The organism is Cytobacillus sp. Bva_UNVM-123 (assembly GCF_046351715.2).
Classification (GTDB): Bacteria; Bacillota; Bacilli; order Bacillales; family Cytobacillaceae; genus Cytobacillus.
Genome location: NZ_CM177772.1, coordinates 1,132,890 through 1,150,683 on the forward strand (window position 1 = coordinate 1,132,890; position 17,794 = coordinate 1,150,683).

Annotated in this window: 20 protein-coding genes; 16 read left to right on the top strand and 4 right to left on the bottom strand. The window is 34.9% G+C overall.

Annotated features, from left to right (window positions below; genetic code table 11):
* Positions 1-16 precede the first annotated feature (16 nt).
* The 3 genes from purU to KDN24_RS05470 all read left to right on the top strand — a co-directional run bounded on the left by purU (position 17) and on the right by KDN24_RS05470 (position 2,147).
* Entirely contained in the window at positions 17-871 is an 855-nt protein-coding gene (purU, locus tag KDN24_RS05460; RefSeq protein WP_491348334.1) for a formyltetrahydrofolate deformylase, read from the top strand.
* A 46-nt stretch (positions 872-917) separates the two neighbouring features.
* Positions 918-1,043, top strand: a complete 126-nt coding sequence (locus KDN24_RS05465) for an FbpB family small basic protein (protein ID WP_409971341.1) — start codon at positions 918-920, stop codon at positions 1,041-1,043.
* A 321-nt stretch (positions 1,044-1,364) separates the two neighbouring features.
* Positions 1,365-2,147 carry a MeeY/MeeF family manganese export membrane protein gene (locus KDN24_RS05470; protein ID WP_409971342.1) on the top strand — a complete coding sequence of 261 codons (783 nt, stop codon included), beginning with the start codon at positions 1,365-1,367 and terminating at the stop codon, positions 2,145-2,147.
* A 187-nt stretch (positions 2,148-2,334) separates the two neighbouring features.
* Here the strand turns inward: KDN24_RS05470 and KDN24_RS05475 are convergent, their stop codons facing one another.
* Entirely contained in the window at positions 2,335-2,844 is a 510-nt protein-coding gene (locus KDN24_RS05475; RefSeq protein WP_409971343.1) for a DoxX family protein, read from the bottom strand.
* 425 nt (positions 2,845-3,269) lie between these two features.
* On the opposite strand from KDN24_RS05475, the gene KDN24_RS05480 reads away from it, so the two are divergent.
* The 9 genes from KDN24_RS05480 (at position 3,270) to KDN24_RS05520 (ending at position 11,097) form a co-directional block, all read left to right on the top strand.
* On the top strand, positions 3,270-3,827 hold the full coding sequence (locus KDN24_RS05480; protein WP_409971344.1) for an RNA polymerase sigma factor: 558 nt from the start codon (positions 3,270-3,272) through the stop codon (positions 3,825-3,827).
* On the top strand, positions 3,820-4,599 hold the full coding sequence (locus KDN24_RS05485; RefSeq protein ID WP_409971345.1) for a hypothetical protein: 780 nt from the start codon (positions 3,820-3,822) through the stop codon (positions 4,597-4,599). The genes KDN24_RS05480 and KDN24_RS05485 overlap by 8 nt, the downstream gene beginning before the upstream one ends.
* Entirely contained in the window at positions 4,577-5,452 is an 876-nt protein-coding gene (locus KDN24_RS05490) for an ABC transporter ATP-binding protein (protein WP_409971346.1), read from the top strand. Before KDN24_RS05485 ends, KDN24_RS05490 begins: the two co-directional genes overlap by 23 nt.
* On the top strand, positions 5,449-6,708 hold the full coding sequence (locus KDN24_RS05495; RefSeq protein ID WP_409971347.1) for a hypothetical protein: 1,260 nt from the start codon (positions 5,449-5,451) through the stop codon (positions 6,706-6,708). The genes KDN24_RS05490 and KDN24_RS05495 overlap by 4 nt, the downstream gene beginning before the upstream one ends.
* Positions 6,709-6,743: 35 nt before the next feature.
* A complete protein-coding gene (locus tag KDN24_RS05500; protein ID WP_409971348.1) occupies positions 6,744-7,898 on the top strand; it encodes a hypothetical protein in 1,155 nt (384 codons plus the stop codon).
* Positions 7,899-8,061: 163 nt separating this feature from the next.
* Positions 8,062-8,781, top strand: coding sequence for an ABC transporter permease (locus tag KDN24_RS05505; RefSeq protein ID WP_409971349.1), 720 nt, complete (start codon positions 8,062-8,064; stop codon positions 8,779-8,781).
* Between the two features lie 133 nt (positions 8,782-8,914).
* Positions 8,915-9,058: a hypothetical protein gene (locus KDN24_RS05510; RefSeq protein WP_409971350.1), complete on the top strand. Its 144-nt coding sequence runs from the start codon at positions 8,915-8,917 to the stop codon at positions 9,056-9,058.
* Between the two features lie 194 nt (positions 9,059-9,252).
* Positions 9,253-9,849 (top strand): lysophospholipid acyltransferase family protein, encoded by a 597-nt coding sequence (locus KDN24_RS05515; protein ID WP_409971351.1) that lies wholly within the window; start codon positions 9,253-9,255, stop codon positions 9,847-9,849.
* Between the two features lie 528 nt (positions 9,850-10,377).
* Positions 10,378-11,097 (top strand): YebC/PmpR family DNA-binding transcriptional regulator, encoded by a 720-nt coding sequence (locus tag KDN24_RS05520; RefSeq protein WP_409971352.1) that lies wholly within the window; start codon positions 10,378-10,380, stop codon positions 11,095-11,097.
* A gap of 88 nt (positions 11,098-11,185) precedes the next feature.
* Here KDN24_RS05520 and KDN24_RS05525 read toward each other — a convergent pair whose 3' ends face one another.
* Positions 11,186-12,511 (bottom strand): DUF4179 domain-containing protein, encoded by a 1,326-nt coding sequence (locus KDN24_RS05525; protein WP_409971353.1) that lies wholly within the window; start codon positions 12,509-12,511, stop codon positions 11,186-11,188.
* A complete protein-coding gene (locus tag KDN24_RS05530) occupies positions 12,504-13,022 on the bottom strand; it encodes a sigma-70 family RNA polymerase sigma factor (protein WP_409971354.1) in 519 nt (172 codons plus the stop codon). The genes KDN24_RS05525 and KDN24_RS05530 overlap by 8 nt, the downstream gene beginning before the upstream one ends.
* Positions 13,023-13,182: 160 nt before the next feature.
* Here KDN24_RS05530 and vanR point away from each other — a divergent pair, with 160 nt between their 5' ends.
* The 4 genes from vanR to KDN24_RS05550 all read left to right on the top strand — a co-directional run bounded on the left by vanR (position 13,183) and on the right by KDN24_RS05550 (position 16,776).
* Positions 13,183-13,878, top strand: a complete 696-nt coding sequence (vanR, locus tag KDN24_RS05535) for a VanR-ABDEGLN family response regulator transcription factor (protein ID WP_491348335.1) — start codon at positions 13,183-13,185, stop codon at positions 13,876-13,878.
* Positions 13,856-14,995: a vancomycin resistance histidine kinase VanS gene (gene vanS / locus KDN24_RS05540; RefSeq protein ID WP_409971355.1), complete on the top strand. Its 1,140-nt coding sequence runs from the start codon at positions 13,856-13,858 to the stop codon at positions 14,993-14,995. The genes vanR and vanS overlap by 23 nt, the downstream gene beginning before the upstream one ends.
* Positions 14,996-15,087: 92 nt before the next feature.
* A complete protein-coding gene (locus tag KDN24_RS05545) occupies positions 15,088-16,065 on the top strand; it encodes a D-alanyl-D-alanine carboxypeptidase family protein (protein WP_409971356.1) in 978 nt (325 codons plus the stop codon).
* A gap of 207 nt (positions 16,066-16,272) precedes the next feature.
* On the top strand, positions 16,273-16,776 hold the full coding sequence (locus KDN24_RS05550; protein WP_409971357.1) for a DUF6886 family protein: 504 nt from the start codon (positions 16,273-16,275) through the stop codon (positions 16,774-16,776).
* A 43-nt stretch (positions 16,777-16,819) separates the two neighbouring features.
* Here KDN24_RS05550 and KDN24_RS05555 read toward each other — a convergent pair whose 3' ends face one another.
* Positions 16,820-17,707, bottom strand: a complete 888-nt coding sequence (locus tag KDN24_RS05555; RefSeq protein ID WP_409971358.1) for an aminoglycoside phosphotransferase family protein — start codon at positions 17,705-17,707, stop codon at positions 16,820-16,822.
* Positions 17,708-17,794 lie beyond the last annotated feature (87 nt).

Below are 17,794 nucleotides of genomic sequence, written 5' to 3' on the forward strand. Positions count from 1 at the left end.
GATCGGAGAGATGACAATGTCTACTAACAATCAATCAAGCAGAGCAGTCTTATTAATTTCATGTCCGGAAAAACTAGGGATTATTTCAGCTGTATCAAACTTCTTACTAGAACATCAGGCGAATATTGTCCGCTTTGATCAACATACGACAGATCCTCATGCTGGAAGGTTTTTTATGCGCATTGAATTTGAGCACGCTTCTGAAAATCTTGAACAAGATTTTCAAGTTTTGGCGAATGAGCATGCGATGGATTGGCAGCTCAGCAGTACAGAGAAAAGAAAAAGAATGGCCATTTTTGTTTCCAAAATGGATCACTGTTTGTTAGAGCTTATCTGGCGCTGGAAATCGAAGGAGCTGCTTGTAGATATTCCAGTGGTCATTAGCAATCACGCAAATTTAAGTGATGAAGTGGAGAGCTATGGACTCCCATTTTTTCATATTCCGTTGACACATGAAACGAAGCATGATGCTGAGAAAAAGGTGTTGGAATTACTGGATGGAAAAGTGGATTTTATCGTGCTGGCCAGATATATGCAAATTCTTTCGCCTAACTTTATTTCTCATTATCCAAATCAGATTATTAACATTCACCACTCTTTTTTACCAGCGTTTGTAGGTGCTAATCCATATGTAAGAGCATTTAACAGAGGGGTTAAGCTTATTGGGGCGACAGCTCATTACGTAACGAATGATCTTGATGAAGGACCGATTATTCAACAGGATGTCCAGCGGGTAAATCATCGCTATACGGCTGATGATTTGAAGACAGCTGGTAAGCATATTGAACGAATGGTTCTTGCTGATGCGGTTGCATGGCATATCGAAGACAGAGTAATTGTTCATGGAAATAAGACCATCGTGTTTGAATAGTTGAATATGGTTTTTGAAAAATAAAGAGCAAAGGGAGAGGTTATCAATGAAGAGAAGAAGATTAACGTTATCCGCTTTAATTAAGAAAAATAAAGAAGAAATAATGCAGGATAGTGCGCAGTTAAAAAAAATTGAGAAGCGGATTGATGACAGAATACTTAAAGCAAAATAAAGAAAATTTCTTTTGACAATGATTAGGGCTATCGATTATGATATAAATATAAATAGTTGAATAGTTCTCCTAAAGGGGAGTAGCTTTAACAACAAAGTCGTCATTTCGGAGTGCAATCTCTCGGCTTTGTTGGCAACATAACGTTGTTAGCAAGACCTTTACCTAAGAAGGTAGAGGTCTTTATTTGTTTTTTAGACCTTTACCAACAAGTGGTAAAGGTCTTTTTGAATTTAAGGAGGGGATGTTCTTAGGCGGAGCATAAAGGCAAGCAATGGAAGGTTAGACTAAAACGGCAATGAAACGAATGGAGGATAACACGATATGGAACTTTCAATTTTATTAGAATATGGCTGGGTATTATTACTCTTAGTTGGATTAGAAGGACTTTTAGCAGCAGATAATGCACTCGTTTTAGCAATTATGGTCAAGCATCTTCCTGAAAAGGAACGTAGAAAAGCCTTGTTTTATGGTCTTGCTGGCGCCTTTATTTTCCGTTTTGGCTCCTTGTTTGCGATTTCATACCTTGTAGATATTTGGCAAGTGCAAGCAATAGGTGCTCTTTATCTTTTGTTTATCGCCTTTAATCATATTTTTAGAAAAGTATTGGTGAAAAAGGGAGAAGATGCAGCAAAACAACAAGAAGAGAAGAAAAAATCAGGCTTCTGGATGACTGTTTTCAAAGTGGAAATGGCTGATATCGCATTTGCGGTCGATTCGATTCTAGCTGCAGTTGCCTTAGCGATGGCATTGCCGAGCTCAGGCTTACCGAAAATTGGCGGGCTTGATGGAGGAAAATTTCTTGTGATTTTTGCTGGAGGCTTTATCGGATTAATCATTATGCGCTTTGCAGCTAACTTTTTCGTTCGATTATTACACAAAAAGCCTGGCCTAGAGGTTGCTGCATTTCTTATCGTTGGCTGGGTCGGCGTAAAATTATTAGTTTACACATTATCTCATGAGGCTTTATCTATTTTACCAACAGGCTTTGCAGAATCGCCTGCATGGAAAATGACGTTCTATGCTGTTCTGATTCTCCTTGCTTTAGGAGGATGGTTTTTATCGAAAGGGAAGGATGAAGCAAGTATCGAGGAAAAAGCAAGTTAAACTGAAAAGAAAAAAATGCATTGTTAATGCTGTTTTTCTCATATTAAACTTCATATTTGCATGTTACTATAACAAATTTAGTTTTTGATTAAGAGTAAAAATAGGAACATACAAAAAAAAGAGGGGCTCCTAAAAGTTATACTTTTGGAACACCCCTCTTTACATAAGGTTCATTTTATCTGTCTATCTATGCTGAAACAATTTGGCCTTTATCTTTTCCTTTATTGAATAATTTTCTTAAATAAGGTGTTACATAGCGGTCAAGACCGAATTTACCAGCATTATAACCAGAAACAGCGATGAAGATTGCTAGCATAATATCAAATGGGTTACTAGATACTGTACCTGCAAATAAGAAAGAGAAGTTCATAACCATTGCGAAGAAAGCTGCGTAAGTTGTTAAACATCCTAGAATTAAACCAAGTCCTACTAAGAATTCTCCCCAAGGAATAAGAAAGTTGAATACTTCAGCGTTAGGTACAGCAAAAGATTCTAAAAACTTAACATATGTCGGATATACTAATGCTTCTCCTTTTGCAACAGGGTTTGCAACTGCACCTGCTAAAAATCCACCTGCGTCAAATCCACCTGTGATTTTCCCCCAACCTGCTGTAAGCCAATGCCAACCTAAATAAATACGAATAACAGTTAAAATTCCAGCGACAATGTTGTTTTCACGCAATAATTTGTTAAACATAAAACCCCATCCTTTCAAAATAAAAAATAAGATAATTACTACACTTAAAATGTACCATTTACGAAGGAAGTGTGAAATAAGCATGTGATAAAGTTCACATTCATGTAAAAAAGATATGGCGTACTTATGAACAAGTGGTTTAAAAAAAAGGAGTTTTTATGAAAGGGGATTTTGAAAAGCAGTTATATCAACGTTTTTCCTGCTACTTCATAAATATGTCAATTTTTAGCTATTGAGTGATAAAGATAACCGTTATCACTTGTTTTGTCTATTATGTTTTAATTTGTATTTTTCTTAGGAATACGGATAATTCACCTTAAGTAAAAATTTTTCTCAATAAATCAAAACTATTTATCGAAAATAAACGAATATATAAATATAAGCTTATAAAAACAGATTTGATGACTGGAAATGAGTGGTGAATAATGGACCGAGACTTAAGGCTGATTAAACAAATAAAGAAAAAAGGAAGTGAAGCGGCTGCAAATGAGCTCGTGTCCTACTATTACCGAGAAATTTATCATTATGTTTATAAACAAACTCTTGACGAAGAGCAGTCACTCGATTTAGCACAAGAAATTTTCATTAATATGCTTCAAGGATTACATCAATTCGAAGGAAAGAGAGCGAGTTTTCGGACGTGGCTTTATAAAATAGCGACTTATAAGGTTGTTGATTATTTTCGTTCTCGGTCTTACAAATTTCGTATTCTTTCAGATGAACTTGATGATAGGGAAATAGGAGAGAATAAGGATTTTACGAAAATGCTTTTGCAAAAGGAAGAATTTGCAGCAGTCATGGAAGTAGTAAACGGATTGGAAACATCTCATCAGCAAGTATTGCGTTTAAAGCTGTTTGGGGATTATACGTTCCAAGAAATTGCTGTGTCATTACAGATTCCTGAATCGACCGTAAAAACGAAATATTATCGTAGTTTAAAGCTAATAAGGAAAGAGGTAGAGGAGGTTAATGATTATGCATGAAAAAAGCCAAACTCAATTTCCGAGTGATGACATTATTGAACAAGAAATAAAAGTAATTGTGGCAAAAGGGTTGATAAAAAGAGAATCATTTTCTGCTCTTTTAAAAAATATGTACAAGCAGATCGGAATTCGTTTCATTCTGAGAGATTATAAAGAGATTGTGGCTGCTATATGTTTGATGGCAATCATCATGTATATGATTACGATGAATGGTCAAGAAACTATTGATGACTATACAAGTTTATACAGCATTATTATGGTTATTTCACCGCTTCTTTACTTTGTTCTTTCCTTATTTTCTTTTATAACAAGTAAGCTAAACGGGACATTTGAAGTTGAAATGTCATGTAAATACAACATCTATCAAATCGCGGCATTTCGCATGCTTGCATTTAGTGTGTTTTGTTTCCTCTTGAATACGATATGGGTGTTCACATTGGCACTGAAGTTTTCTTCTGTCTATTTTGTGCAAGCTTTTATGATTTCGACAACATCACTGCTGCTTTTCTCTCTACTGTTTCTATATGTGCTGTCCGTGTTAAAAACATTTGCAGTAAAGGCTGCTGCGCTGTTAGGCTGGGTGGCGATTAATGCTGCACTCCACATTCTTGATTCATCTATTTATCATCAGATGCTTGTTTCTGTCCCGTGGTATTTGTATGGAATCATTATTTGCCTATCAGCTTATCTATATGTGAAAAAATTAAAAGAGTTCATGATTCAAAATAAAAGAAGGGGAGTAAACGAATATGCTAACAGTGAATGGAGTTAGTAAGAAATTTGGAGACTTTTCCGTATTAAATAATATTCAGCTGGAATTCTCAAATGGTGTCTATGGGTTACTCGCTCCAAACGGTGCGGGGAAAACAACCTTAATTAAAATGTTAACAACATTGCTCTATCCGACAAAAGGCGAAATTTTATATGAAGGTAAAAATATTATGACGATGGGAGAAAGTTACCGGGATTTGATCGGCTATTTACCTCAACAATTTGGCTACTATAAAAACTACAATCCCTACCAATATTTACAATACTTAGCTGCGTTGAAAGGGATATCTAAGCAAAAGGCAAAAGAAAGAATCCCTGAGCTTTTAAAGCTCGTTGCTTTAGAGGATGCGATAAAAAAGAAAATGGGGAAATTTTCAGGTGGGATGATCCAACGAGTTGGTATTGCTCAGGCAATGCTTAATGACCCAAAAATACTTATTCTTGATGAGCCGACAGCTGGACTAGATCCGAAAGAACGTGTGCGTTTCAGAAATTTACTATCTGATTTAGCAAGAGACCGCATTGTTATTTTATCCACACATATCGTTTCAGATGTTGAATCAATTGCGAATGAAATCATTATGATTAAGAATAAACAGGTGCTTTATAAAGATAGCATTTCAGCCATTTGCCAGCAGCTTGAAGGCAAGGTTTTTGAAACAGAAATGAAGTTTGAACATGTTCAACCATTTCGTAAAAAGTATTTATCCCTTTCTGAAAGACAGGAAGATGGAAGAATGAATATTCGCTTTATTGCAGACGAAATGGATGACCCAAAATGGAAGCAAGTGAAATCCGCTTTAGAAGATGTCTTTCTTTATCAATATCAAGATGAAAAAGTAGGACAAGAATGATGAGGATTTTGCTGTATGAAATAAGGAAAGCATTTCTATCTCCTATTATCATAGCGCTTACTATCATCTTCATCGGTTTCAATTCCTTTCTTATTTATGAAAATGCTTATATTCAAAATGATTTACGCGATGTAAACGAAATTGCTGCTAAATACGGAACGGAAATTGATCAAGAAATGCTGGAAAAAATGAAAAATGATTACGAAGCGAAGATGAAAAAGGTAAATGAGGGGACAACTACCGTACTAGCAAAGTCTTATCAAAATATGAATGAGTTTTTTACAGACGGCTCCTTCTATCTTCCCGAAAAATTTTCTGAAAAAGAAATACAGTTTTTTAATGAAACCGCTTTGCTCGAATTTTACTATTTTACTAGTCAAAAGATCGATGAGGATTTTTTGGCATACGATCCGATTAAAATCGCCGAGAAGGAAATTTGGATGTATGGAATTGATGGAAAAGCAGCAGAGTTCATTAGAAGTCATTATGGTAAGTTTACGGATCGATATGAAGAAGTGTTGCAAAATAAGGAGTACAAGCAACTCTTTCCAGCCCAGGCTGTATTTGATACACATCTCCTTTTGTTTAAAACATTGTTTAAAGCAATGCTAATCGAAAGTGTAATCTTGACTGTTCTAGTCACTGCCTATGTTATGAATTATGAGTTTGAGCGAGGAACCTATTTACTTTCGTACAGCTCGAAAAGAGGGAGAACACTTTGGGTAGATAAGCTATTCGCTGTGTTAATCACAAATATTCTTAATTGGACAATGATATGGACGATTAGTTTAGTAGGTTATTTTACTGTGTTTTCCTATCGAGAGTTTTGGCATGTTCCAATCAGCAGTTTATTCAATGCAGGAAAAGAATGGTTTATGTCATGGTGGAATTTATCGTTTGCCGAGTATTTGGCTGCAGCTGTTTTACTTGCTTATTTATTAATTGTTATCTTTACGTTCATGACCGTCATTATGACAAGGTGGATCCGTAATAGTTATCTCGTATTTTTTACTTTTCTTTGTATGTTTGGTGTCATCTTTGTAAATCAAGCACTGTTTTCCACTAGTAATATTTTGTTTTTGTTCGGCTATTTCACTCCGATAAACCTTGTATTAAATTCATTTATTTGGTTTATGCAAAGAGCGCTCACATTTACTGCTTACTTCGAAATAATCACAATCACGATTTGGTTGCTCGTATTACTTCTAGGTGTCATGTATTGTGCAAAAAGCTTCAGAAAAAGTGATTTAGCTTAATAGAGGATAATTTGAGATTGAAGGAGCTGTGAGCTTTGCATATCGTTTTACAGGAAATGAAGAAAATTTTTCATCCAGTCATGTTATTGCTTTTAGTCGCAATAAACGGCCTAATGTATTATATTTTCATTGATTTTGATATTACAGTTTTTCCGAACGGAAGACCAGCTACAGATATGTATTACATTGGAATTGAAATGGTTGAGAAATATGGACATGAATTAGATGAGGCTGAGTTTGAAGACTTTAAGGCCGTTCTGGCGAGGGAAATGGCGAAGGCAGATGAATACATTCAATCTGATCAAGATTTTAGGAAGCTAGGAATTAGCAGCTATCAACAATTTCAAGAAATGAGAGATACAGATTCTGCTATTGATGAAGTAGCCTCAAGGGTAATATTTGATGAAGGTGTTGATTTATTTTGGGAGATTCCTGAGAGAGAACGTATTATTGAGGATATGGAGCATGTAAACGAACGTTATGGTTATTCATTCTTTGAGGGTAAGCTTAATGAGAAACAGGAGCAAAGGATTCAAGAAATTATCAATTCTGGAACAGTTAAGGCTATTTTCCCTTCCTATCCGGTAGAATACAACTTCCGAACGATTAGCAAATCTATTGCGATTACAATTTTAGTCAGTGTACTCTTTATGATTTCTCCAATTTTTATAAGAGATTATAAGAATAATATGATTGGCTTGCAGTACTCATCAAAGATTGGCAGAGGCTTATTTAGGAAAAAGCTCATAGCTGGAATGCTCTCTGCATTCTTGCTTACAACGGTTTTGGCGATTGTTTACTACAGCCTGTACTCAACAAATCAGATCGGCATGTTTCTTGAAAGTGGCATTAACTCATTTATGGGGGAGGCATATTGGTATGATCTCAGCTTTTTTCAGCTTATTATGATGACCATCCTCTTAACTTATGTACTAACATTATCAATGGGGTTGCTTGCTATTTTTGTATCAAGCATATGCAAAAACTATATTTCCATTATTGGCATCCTTCTTCCACTTTTCGTCGTTGCTTATTATTTAATAATGAAGCAGGCATTGCCAAATGAAGCATTTTCTATTTCACACTCACAATGGGAGTTTATCATTTTGTACAGCATCATCATTATTTTCCCGTTAGTCCTGATTTTCTCGAAAAAGAGAGTAGAAATGAAGCGGGATGTTCTTGAATAATATAGAAGGAAGCTGCAATGGGGATTTAGCCATTGCAGCTTTCATGCTTGAAACGTCATTTTTGCGTTTTATATTTGAAAACGATAATTATTCTCAATAAATTCAAGAATAACCCCAAAACTTCTGCTAATTTCTTGTAAAATAAAACAAGGAGGTTTTAATTATGCAGGAGATTAGTAATCTAGCTTTGTTTGTCATACTCTTATTTGTTTTTATACCCATTCTTATTTCGATGAATCAGAAGCTTGGAATGGGAAAGGACATATTATTTTCTTCTATCCGGGGATTTGTCCAATTATTATTACTTGGTTTATTTATTTCGGTCTTATTTTCATTGGAGAATATATTCGTTGTTTTCAGCTATATTTTTCTTATGCTCATTATTGCGTCGATAAATGCGTCAAAGCGAGGAATAGATCGAAAAAAGTCATTTATCATTCTTTTGGTGGGAATGACAATTACGGTGATCATGTGTATAAGTGTTTGGCTCACTTTTGGAATTGTTCCGTTAGAAGCACAATATTTAATTCCAGTATGTGGTATGTTTATCGGTAATGGGATGATCGCAGGTGCTGTTGTGTTGGAAGCGATGAAAAATGATTTGAAGATGGAAGAAGAGCTACTAAAAAAGAAAGCAATAAAGATTGCCATGATCCCGACAGTTGATATGTTAAAGACGGTTGGACTTATTCAAATACCAGGTACGATGACAGGAATGATATTGGCGGGGGCGGATCCATTTGGATCTGTGAAGTATCAAATTTTTATCATTTTCTCATTGCTCGTAGTATCATCGTTAACCGCGATTATTGTTTGTTTATTGAACTATAAATATGTTGTGTTAAAAAAATTACATAAAGGTAGTAGTGTTGAAAATGTGTAACAATATATTTCAGAGGCCAGAAGCGCTTTTCCTTTTTGATTCCTTCGCATTATTGCAGTATTTGCATGTTTTCTATTGAAATGGTTCATCCTTTAAATAATATATGAATTTTCAATCTGAAAGGATGATAAGGATGAGAAAACAGCGGAATCAAAATGAAGGCTTACATGAGGAAAAGGACAAGCAAAATGAGCGGCAGCTTATCAGTGATTTTTCAAATCCAGAAAACAAACAACCGGTTCCACAGCCTAAAGATTTCGAGGATATAGAGTATTAATCATTGTGCAATTGTTATTGAATAATTATTAAAAAAGCTTGTTTAGGGTAATGAATGCCCAAGCAGGCTTTTTAGTTTTTTGTTTAACACTTAGTATTAGTACCAGATATTAAAATAAGGTTCCATTTTTTCCGGAATTAATTTAAAATGGAGGTATAGAAAAATGGACTAAATTGATATGGTGGGGGATTCGTATGTTATATCATATATTTTGTAATATTTTGTTCGTTATTATTAAGCTATTTAATTTATTGAAAGTAAAAGGGAAAGAAAATCTGCCTTCTGAACAGCGATATGTCGTCACATGCTCCCATAAAGGCTGGGTGGATGTCATCATGCTCGCCATTGCGATGTATCCGATCCCTGTTCATTATATGGCAAAAAAAGAATTATTCGAGGGGAAATGGAAAAATCGCTTTTTTCAATCCATTAAAGCATTTCCAGTCAATCGGGAAAACCCAGGTCCAAGTACATTAAAAATACCTCTTAAATTATTAAAAGAAAATAAATGTGTGGGGATTTTCCCCAGTGGCACTAGAACAAGTGAAGATATTCCATTAAAACGAGGAGCTGTAACGATTGCCTTAAAGGCGAATGTTCCTTTAATTCCAGCAGTTTTTAAAGGACCAACTAATTTCTCACAGCTTTTTAAAGGGGAAAAATCAGTTGTTGAATTTGGCAAGCCGATAATCTTTCAAACAGATGAACAAGGGAAAAAAAGAGATGAGATGATTGAAGAATCTTTGTATCTATTAGAAAACGAAATGAAAAGACTTGAAAATCAGCAATAGCTTATTTTGAAAGGAAAAGGAAGAACAAAAATGTTCTTTCTTTTTAATATAAAATTTGGGAAGCGGCTGATAAATTCGAGAAAAGGCCGATAAACTCGGGAAGCGGCCGATAAATTCGGGAAAGTGGCCGATAAATTCGGGAAGCGGCCGATAAACTCGGGAAAAGGCCGATAAACTTGGGAAAGCGGCCGATAAACTCAGGAAGTGGCCGATAAATTCGAGAAGCGGCTGATAAAACCGGAAATTTGCTGATAAAGTTGTGAAATTCGCCGATAAACTCGGAAAGTCGCCAATAAATCAAGAGGCTAATAGACATTTAATAAGCGAAGTCCCGATAGGGGGAATTCACTTGAAGTGGAAACAGATTTTTTATTGCGTTATAATATGAGATGGTGAAAATCAGGTTTATTTTATGTATTGGCAACAATTTTCAATGATTACATTGAAAATATGTTGAAGTCTTTATCATTTTCGTATTAATATTTTCTTTGGAAAATAGACTTTTTAAGTAGAAAGAGAGTGGTCATCATGGGCCGTAAATGGAACAATATTAAAGATAAAAAAGCAGCAAAGGATGCAAATACAAGCCGAATTTATGCGAAATTCGGACGTGAAATTTATGTCGTTGCTAGACAAGGCGAACCTGACCCAGACTCTAATCAGGCTTTGAAAATGGTTCTTGAACGTGCAAAAACATATAATGTACCGAGAGCCATTATTGATCGTGCGATTGAAAAAGCAAAAGGCGGTTCAGACGAAAGCTATGATGAGCTTCGTTATGAAGGCTTCGGTCCAAATGGATCGATGGTCATTGTTGATGCTTTAACAAATAATGTAAACAGAACAGCATCGGAAGTTCGTGCTGCGTTCGGGAAAAACGGTGGAAATATGGGAGTAAGCGGTTCAGTCGCTTACATGTTTGATGCAACCGCTGTTTTCGGAATCGAAGGGAAAACAGAGGATGAGATTTTGGAAATATTAATGGAAGCTGATGTCGATGCTCGTGATATTTTAGAAGAAGAGGATATCGTGATTGTCTATGCTGCACCTGATCAGTTTCATGCCCTACAAGAAGCATTCAAAAATGCAGGCATTACGGAATTTACAGTTGCTGAACTGACAATGCTTCCACAAACAGAAGTTACTTTAACAGATGATACGAAAGCACAATTCGAAAAAATGATTGATGCATTAGAAGATTTAGAAGATGTGCAGCAAGTGTATCATAATGTTGATTTAAGTGAATAAAATAAGGAAATGAATAAAAGCTCTTCTCATTGGTGAAAAATAATGCCCAGTGAGAGGAGCTTTTATCCTATTAAAGTGATTTTGACTGTTATTTTACTTTTAATTTCACGTCTTTATGAATCGTTGCTGGATAATCTAGCAGTTTAAGTCTAATTGGTCCTTGAACGGCTTCTTCAGAAGGATATGGGACATGATAGGTAACATAATTATTTACGTGAGAGCCTCCAGCTCCAAATGGTTTTCCGTCTCCGATGATGTTTCCATTTAAATCTTCTGCATACATGAAAATTTGATTGTTAAGAAAATCAAAATTTGTTTCTACTTTTATTGCTAGCTCATCTTTTCTTAAGAAAACCCCTGATATTTTCCCGTCTTTCGGGGCTTTAAGAATTTTTCTCTGAACAGGGTCAATTTCAACCCATAGTTCATCTTTTTCCACTGCACGAATGCTGCTAAACCGTAAATACAATTCCATAGGATTAGAAAAATAAGGACTTTCTAACTGAAGGATTGTTCCTTTTTCATTATCGAGATTGAAGGATTTATCCTTATAAGGACGCCACACTCTTCCAGACCCATCCGTTAGTTCTAAATCATTAAACCCAAATAGTCTTTTACTATTTTTTTCATCATATTCAAGATAGACTTCTGCCTGAGAAGGGTAGAGAGTAAGTTCTTTTACAGTAATTTTTTGTCCTTCTACAGAAATCGTTTCATTAAGTTGATAAACTTCCTTTTCTGCAAATTTTTCCTTATCAATTGAAAAAGCAACCTCATGGGCACGATCTAACATTTTTACGTTCTCACTAAATTCAAAAGATGCGATAAGCTTATCAGGGAGCTCTTCATTTTCTTTCAAAGGAAATTTTGCCACTTTTAAAGATTCTCCATCTTTTTCTAACGAGGAAAAATCAGGGCTGTTTGGGAGAATTTCTTTATCGAGCGTGAGCAGATTCATTTTTTCTAGAAAGAAATCATGGTCTTTGTTTATGGCTTCATACTGAAAAAACACCATTAAATTTCTTTCATCATGGATAATGGAATCAATAGTAACTTTTATACCACCATGCTCATCTGAAATATTCACTTTTTGGAAGTAATCATTTTCGGCAGCTGCTAGCAATCCTTTATCCTGACGAATAAACTTCACGATGGTTTCCATCCCTGGAATACTAGCCATATAATCAGCCATCGCTTCAGAATTTTTGATCGTCGTTATAAACGCAATGATTAGAATACTAGCAATAAGTAACAGTTTAGTTGGAGCGAATTTCTTCTTCTTTGTTTCCAAATTTCTTGCTCGTTTCATTCCTTCAAGAATTGCTTGATTTGCTAAATCATCTGATATCGTATGCTTCTCATATAATGTTTTTGATTTTTCTAATTCAATTTCTTCTTTTTTAAATTCAAGCATTGAGCTCTCCCCTTTCTTCAAGCTGCTGTCGCAATGACATAAGCCCTTTGTAAAGCCAAGTTTTAATTGTACTCTCAGGTCTCTCTAGTATTTCCGCAATATCCTTTATTTTTAAATCATGATAATATTTAAGAATAATGACTTCTCGGCAGTCCGGATCTAATTTTTGTAATGCTTCTTCAACGGCTATGCCATTTGTATAATCTACCGTTTCTGAAATATTTGCGTCTACATCTGCATAGACAAGCCGATTCTTTTTCTTAAACTGGTCGTGGCAATAATTGAGCATAATACGAATAAGCCATGTCGAAAAGTATTCTGGCTGCTTCACTTTCTTCACAGCCTGATAAGCTCTAAATGTTACTTCTTGAAGTGCTTCTAATGCATCATCCTCATTTCGCAAATAAGAAAGTGCAATTTTTAATAATTGAATCTTATGTATTTGCATCAATTCATAAAATGCACCATCATCTCCTTTTTTTGCTTTTTTCAATAGTCCTTTTATTTCCAAGGATATTCAGCCCCCTTTTCTATGTTCTAATCGTTAGACTAGCAATGGATGTAAAAAGTCTTAAAAAAATTAAGAAATTATTAAGAGTTCCTTTTTTTAATAGCTTACATTTGACTGGTAAAATGTAAGTAATGACTATGATATGGAACAGGTGAGATAAATGAGCGCGAATATTTTAGTGGTTGATGATGAAAAAGAGATTTCTGATTTAATTGAGTTGTTTTTACTGAATGAGAATTATACCGTTTATAAATTCTATCATGCGCAAGATGCGATTCATTGTATTAATAATGTGAAATTAGATCTTGCTATATTAGATGTAATGCTCCCTGAGACTGATGGTTTTACAATTTGTCAGCTAATTAGGGAAAAATATAATTTCCCCATTATTATGTTGACGGCGAAGGATGAGGAAACCGATAAAATCACTGGACTAGCATTAGGAGCAGACGATTATATGACCAAACCGTTTCGACCGTTAGAATTAGTTGCTCGTGTAAAGGCACAGCTAAGAAGGTTTACAAAATACAATGCCGATTCTCAGCAAGAGGATGAAACCATTGTTTTTTCAGGTCTAGTATTAAATAAGAATACGCATGAATGTTATTTAAACGAGAAGCGGATATTACTTACACCAACAGAGTTTGCTATCCTCTGGATATTAAGTAAAAACAGAGGGAATGTAATCAGCTCTGAAAGACTTTTTCAAGAAGTTTGGGGAGAAAAGTACTTTAGTAGCAGCAATAATACGATAATGGTTCATATTCGTCATTTACGCGAAAAAATGGGTGAATCGGCAGAAAATCCAAAATATATTAAAACAGTATGGGGAGTTGGCTATAAGATTGAAAAATGATTTTGGCAAATTAAAACAAAAAATCATTATCCAAGTATTAGCTATTGCAGTAATAACAGGGATACTTGGCTATTTTAGTACGAAATTTTTGATTGATGGCTTTTTGCAGGCTCCTTTTGCTGATTGGTTTATTTCTTTCTGTAAGAATGTCTTTGACATCGATTATTATGCAGCAAATAATCTTTATCAAAAAATATTTCGAGATCAAAAAGGCACCATATTATCGGCTGGCTTTTTTAGTTTATTACTACTCGTTTTTTATTTCTCAATGTCTAGGTTTCTTCGTTACTTTAATGAAATTAGTAAAGGAATTGACAAGCTTGCAGAAGAATCTGAACAAAAAATTGCACTTAGTCCGGAGCTTCATTTTATGGAGGCAAAGTTAAACTCAGTTAAAGAGACATTAAAGAATCGAAAGAATGCAGCATTGGAGAGTGAACAGCGAAAAAATGATTTAGTTGTATACTTGGCACATGATATTAAAACCCCTTTAACATCTGTCATCGGCTATTTGAGCTTATTAGAGGAAGCTAAAGATATGCCAATTGAGCAAAAAGCGAAATATGTAAAGATAACACTAGAAAAAGCAATTCGTCTAGAGTATTTAATTAATGAGTTCTTTGAAATTACAAGATTTAATCTCCAAAGTATTCCATTAGATAAGGAAGAAATTAATCTTTCCTTTATGCTCATGCAGTTAGCGGATGAGTTTTATCCCATTGTATCTCCTCAAGAAAAAGAAGTGAAAGTATATGTTGATGAGGAACTTCCTATTTATGGAGATCCTGATAAACTTGCAAGGGTGTTTAACAATATATTAAAAAATGCGATCGCTTATAGTTTTAATCAAAGCGTGATTGAAATAACGGCAAAAGCGGAAGACAGTCAGACAATTATTCAAATAAAAAATAAAGGTAAAACCATTCCACCGCAAAAACTAAATACGATTTTTGAGAAGTTTTATCGTCTTGATGGAGCACGCTCAAGCAATACAGGGGGAGCGGGTTTGGGGCTTGCAATCGCGAAGGAAATCGTCAAAGCGCATGATGGAAACATTTTCGCGGAAAGCGCAGAAGAGATCACGACCTTTACGGTTACTCTGCCAAGTAAACATTAAGAGAATCTTAAGATACTAATAAGGAATTAATAAAGTATAACTTTCTTCCCTATGGTTCAATAATTGTATAGGAAGGGAGTTGTATAGTAATAATGAGAAGAAAAAGGGAAAGAAATAGAGGAAAAAGCCGCTTTATCGTCCTTATTATGTTATTGTCTTTAATAATTGGAGGATTTTATATTCTTGATGAGGCTGCTGCGCCTTTAACAAATAAAAAGGATTACGTGTTTGAAAATGAAATAAAAAATGAAGAGAAAAATGAGGATTTACTTAATGTAGATGCCCTCATAGGGATTGAGCCGACAATTTATAGTGCGAATGCCATTTTAATGAATGCAGCAAATAATGAAATTCTCTTTGATAAGGGGAGTGAGGAAAGAATCTATCCTGCTTCACTCACGAAAATAATGACGACTATTATAGCGATTGAAAACATACCAAATTTACAACAGAAAATACGATTACAAGCAAACATGTTTCAAGAGTTATATGCTGCTAACGCCTCGATGGCAGGGTTTAAGCCAAATGAAGAAGTTCCAGCTTTCGATTTATTATATGGAACGATGCTACCATCTGGGGCTGAAACTGCAGTTGGCTTGGCAATGGCTGTCTCAGGTTCTGAAAAAAAATTTGTTGACTTAATGAACGAAAAAGCAATGGAGCTTAATATGAGTAATACTCACTTTATGAATGTGACAGGTCTACATCATGATGATCATTACAGCACTGTCAAGGATATTGCAATCCTGTTAACATATGCTTTACAAAATGAAACGTTTCGGACGATATTTACAGCTAGCCGTCATTCAACAGCCCCAACAAACTTGCATCCAGAGGGGATTACGTTCCATAGCTCGATGTTTCAAGAAATGGATACAACTGAATTCAATGGTGGAAAAATAATCGGTGGAAAAACAGGCTACACAGAGAAAGCAGGCTTATGTTTAGCGAGCCTTTCCAAAAAGAATAACCAAGAATATATTTTAGTGACAGCAGGTGCTGCAGGCAATCGTCAAACTGAACCCTTTCATATTCTTGATGCCTTTAAAGTTTATAATGAGTCCTTTTAAGAAATAGACAATAAGAAGCCTTCACTCGTTTAGCATGGCTAAACAGGTGAAGGCTTCTGTTGTATACTACGTATGTGTTTGTTACTATAATTATTTTTTCTCAATTCTCTTAAAAGACCATATAATTCTTCATAGTTTTTAGTTAAATTAGCATAAGGAGATGAAAATTTTGTGAAAAAAATAAAAAGTAACAGTTGGAGGTACTAAATGCTCTATCATTTTAGTGAAGAAAATAATATCGCCATTTTTAACCCAAGAGTCTCAAAATCCTATTCAAAGCCTGTTATTTGGGCCATTGACAAGGAGCATGCACTTCATTATTATTTTCCACGTGATTGTCCAAGAGTTATATATTGGAAAACAAAAGCTGCGAGAGAAGAGGATCTCGCTTATTTCTTTCGCCATGGTCATGCTAATAAAATCATTGTTGTCGAAAACGGCTGGCTTGAGAAAATTCGAAATACGAAGTTATATATGTACACATTTCCCTCATCAACCTTTCAGTTATTTGATAAAAATGCGGGGTACTATATTTCAACTGACGAAATCGTCCCTATCAAGGTTGAGCCAGTCGATGATTTATTAGAAAGGATTTTAAGTGAGAATGTAGAATTAAGATTTACCCCAAATCTCAATCCAATTCGAGACCAAATCATTTCCTCAACGCTCGGTTTTTCCGTTATTCGATTTAAACATGCGAAAAGAGAATGAATTGAAAGGGGAAATCCACAATTTTCATTACTGTATCGCGATTTTATGTGTCTTTTTCCTGGAGTATAAAGAGCTTTTGAATTTTTTCATTCGCATTGATTGTGATGCCATTTCTGATTGCGTGTAATAATTCATGAAAAACGGGTTGCAGCCCATAAAAACGACGAACTCGCTCATAAATAGCATGAGCAGGTTCTGAGCCAGTATAGTAGGATAATATTTTGCGCGTAAATTCTGCTCCAAAGTCCCAGTAAAATCCTGCAAAATCGAAGGCAGGATCACTTAATTGGGCATCGGTAAAGTCGATTACACCCGTAACGAGTTGATGAGTCGGATTGTAGAGAATGTTGGCCTTCGTTAGATCACCGTGGATCACACAATTTCTTGTCGCATCATTGCGATATTGAGAGAAAAAGTGTTGAAACAGCTGCTCAATTTTTTGTTTGTAAGCTTGTAACAGCAAAGGAAATATTTCTTTTTGAATAGAAGAGTAAAAGTCATACCAGTAAGTAATCGTATGGATAGCTGAAATAGAACCTTGTTTGAAATCTGAAGCTTGAATCGTATGTAGCTTTGTCAAAAAATCCCCGAGAAGCTTTGCAGATTCATCTATATTCACTAAATTGTTCAAGTTTAATTGCACTCCAGCGATATATGGATGGTATGTACAAATAATCTTTTTATGTTTATTAAATAGGAGAGTATAATTAGGAAATTGCAATAAAGGTTCTTTTGTTATTAAAAGATCTAAAAGCTGTTTTTCCATCCTAATTTTATGAGCTATTTCATCGTTTTTAGGAAAGCGAAAGACAAGTTGATGATTCACTATCATAATTTCATTATCCCAACCATGATTATTTTCCTCTATATGATGTATTTCTAAATTAGGTAATGATGTTAGGATAAACTGTATTTTTTCCTTTTTATTCATATTATGATCACCTCATATTGTTAATCTTCATTTTATCGCAGATGATTTAAGATGTTAATTTTTTGTAATTTAGTAGGGAAGCTTTTG